Origin of the sequence: Sulfuricaulis sp., from assembly GCF_049587675.1 — a bacterium.
Lineage (GTDB): Bacteria > Pseudomonadota > Gammaproteobacteria > Acidiferrobacterales > Sulfurifustaceae > Sulfuricaulis.
Genome location: NZ_JBAVEJ010000293.1, coordinates 1 through 1,956, shown reverse-complemented (window position 1 = coordinate 1,956; position 1,956 = coordinate 1). Strand labels below are relative to the sequence as shown.

The window sequence follows — 1,956 nt, the reverse complement described above, 5'->3', positions numbered from 1 at the left end:
TCCCAATCTCTATCGCATCATCTTGTTTGACCAGCGCGGCGCGGGGCGCTCGACTCCGCACGCGAGCCTCGAAAATAACACCACGCAGCATCTCGTGTCCGACATGGAAAAAATCCGCGAGTATCTCGGCATCGATCGCTGGGTTTTGTTCGGAGGTTCCTGGGGTTCGACGCTTTCGCTGGTATACGCCGAGACCCATCCGCAATGCGTGCTCGGACTCATTCTGCGCGGTATTTTCCTGTGCCGACCGTGGGAAATTCACTGGTTTTATCAGGAAGGTGCCAACCGCGTTTTCCCGGACCACTGGCAGGAATTCATCGCGGCGATTCCGGAGTCCGAACGCCATGACCTGCTCAGCGCGCATCACCGTCGTCTGACCGGCACGGACGAGATCGCGCGCATGGCCAGCGCCAAAGCTTGGTCGCTGTGGGAAGGCCGCGCCGCAACACTGCTGCCCAACAAGCATGTAGTTGATTTTTTTGGCTCGCCGCGCACGGCGCTGTCGCTTGCGCGCATCGAGGCGCACTATTTCGCTCACCACAGCTTTCTTGATCCCGACCAGATCCTGCGCAACGCGACACGCTTGAGCGGCATTCCCGGCACCGTCGTGCATGGCCGTTATGACATGGTCTGCCCGATTCAGAACGCCTGGGAACTGGCGCGTGCCTGGCCGGACGCCCGCCTTGAGATCATACCGGGCGCCGGGCATTCGGCGGCGGAACCCGGCATCGTCAATGCGCTGGTGAGGGCCACGATCAAGATGGCCGCGCAACTCGGAAAACCCCCTTCCTCCTGATGGCCGTCTACGCGATTGGTGACGTGCAGGGTTGTTATCCGGCCCTGATGAAATTGCTGACAGAAATCGGTTTCGATGCTGACCGCGACCGTCTGTGGTTCACCGGCGACCTCGTCAACCGCGGGCCACAATCGCTGGAGGTATTGCGGTTCGTAAAGGGGCTGGGTGAGCGTGCCGAGTGCGTACTCGGCAACCATGACCTGCATCTGCTCGCGGTGGCCGCCGGCGCCGCCAAGCTTAAAAAGCGGGATACCCTCGATGAGATATTACAAGCGACTGACCGGAATGATTTGCTGCGCTGGCTACGTACGCGCCCCTTGCTGCATCACGACGACAGCCTGGGATACACGCTGATTCACGCCGGTCTGCTTCCGCCCTGGAACCTTGCCGATGCCCGGCGTTTGGCGCATGAGGCCGAGACAGTATTGCGTGGTGACAAGGTGGATGAATTTTTCCATCGCATGTACGGCGACCTGCCCGATCACTGGAACGAAAATTTGCGCGGCGTTGATCGTCTGCGCGTCATCGTCAACGCCTTCACACGACTGCGTTATTGCGATCTCGAGGGCAACATGGACCTGCGTCCGAAGGGACCACCCGGCAGCCAGCCGCCGGACTTGATGCCCTGGTTCCAGGTCCCGGGACGCCGCAGTCAGGAGCTCAAAATTATTTTCGGCCACTGGTCCGCGCTCGGGCTATGGCATGGCGACGGTGTGATCGGTCTTGACAGCGGTTGTCTCTGGGGACGCTCGCTGTCTGCGGTAAGGCTCGACACCTCACCGTCGGAATTTTTCAGCATCAACTGCGATGCCGTATCAAGCTCATGATGGTGGCTGATTTGGCTCTGTGGCGATGGCTCGCCGATCTTGTCCTTGTCACTCATGCCGCCTATGTGCTGTTCGTCGTCGGTGGCCAGACACTGATCGTCGTCGGCTGGATCCGGGGATGGGAATGGACACGCTGTCGAGTATTCCGTTTGCTGCATCTCTCGGCGATTGGTCTTGTGATGCTCGAGGCTTGGCTCGGCATCAACTGTCCACTCACCGCCCTGGAAAATTTCCTGCGCGTTCAGTCCGGCGCGGTGACCTATGAGCACAGTTTCATCGCGCACTGGCTGCAATGGGTGATATTTTACACCGCGCCCGAATGGATATTCGCTC

3 protein-coding genes are annotated in these 1,956 nt (G+C 59.8%); all 3 read left to right on the top strand.

Going from position 1 to position 1,956, the window contains the following annotated elements; all coding sequences use genetic code 11:
* Window positions 1–796 (top strand): prolyl aminopeptidase (pip, locus tag WB402_RS14925; protein ID WP_424209237.1); only part of this gene is annotated, 796 nt, incomplete at its 5' end.
* Complete coding sequence (locus WB402_RS14920) at window positions 796–1,623, top strand: symmetrical bis(5'-nucleosyl)-tetraphosphatase (protein WP_424209235.1); 828 nt, start codon at window positions 796–798, stop codon at window positions 1,621–1,623. The genes pip and WB402_RS14920, both read left to right, overlap by 1 nt.
* On the top strand, window positions 1,620–1,956 hold a 337-nt coding region (locus WB402_RS14915; RefSeq protein WP_424209233.1), incomplete at its 3' end, for a DUF2784 domain-containing protein. The genes WB402_RS14920 and WB402_RS14915, both read left to right, overlap by 4 nt.

Coding starts and splice junctions, on each gene's coding strand:
- WB402_RS14920 (WP_424209235.1), top strand. CDS start 796: ATGGCCGTCTACGCGATTGGTGACGTGCAGGGTTGTTATCCGGCCCTG.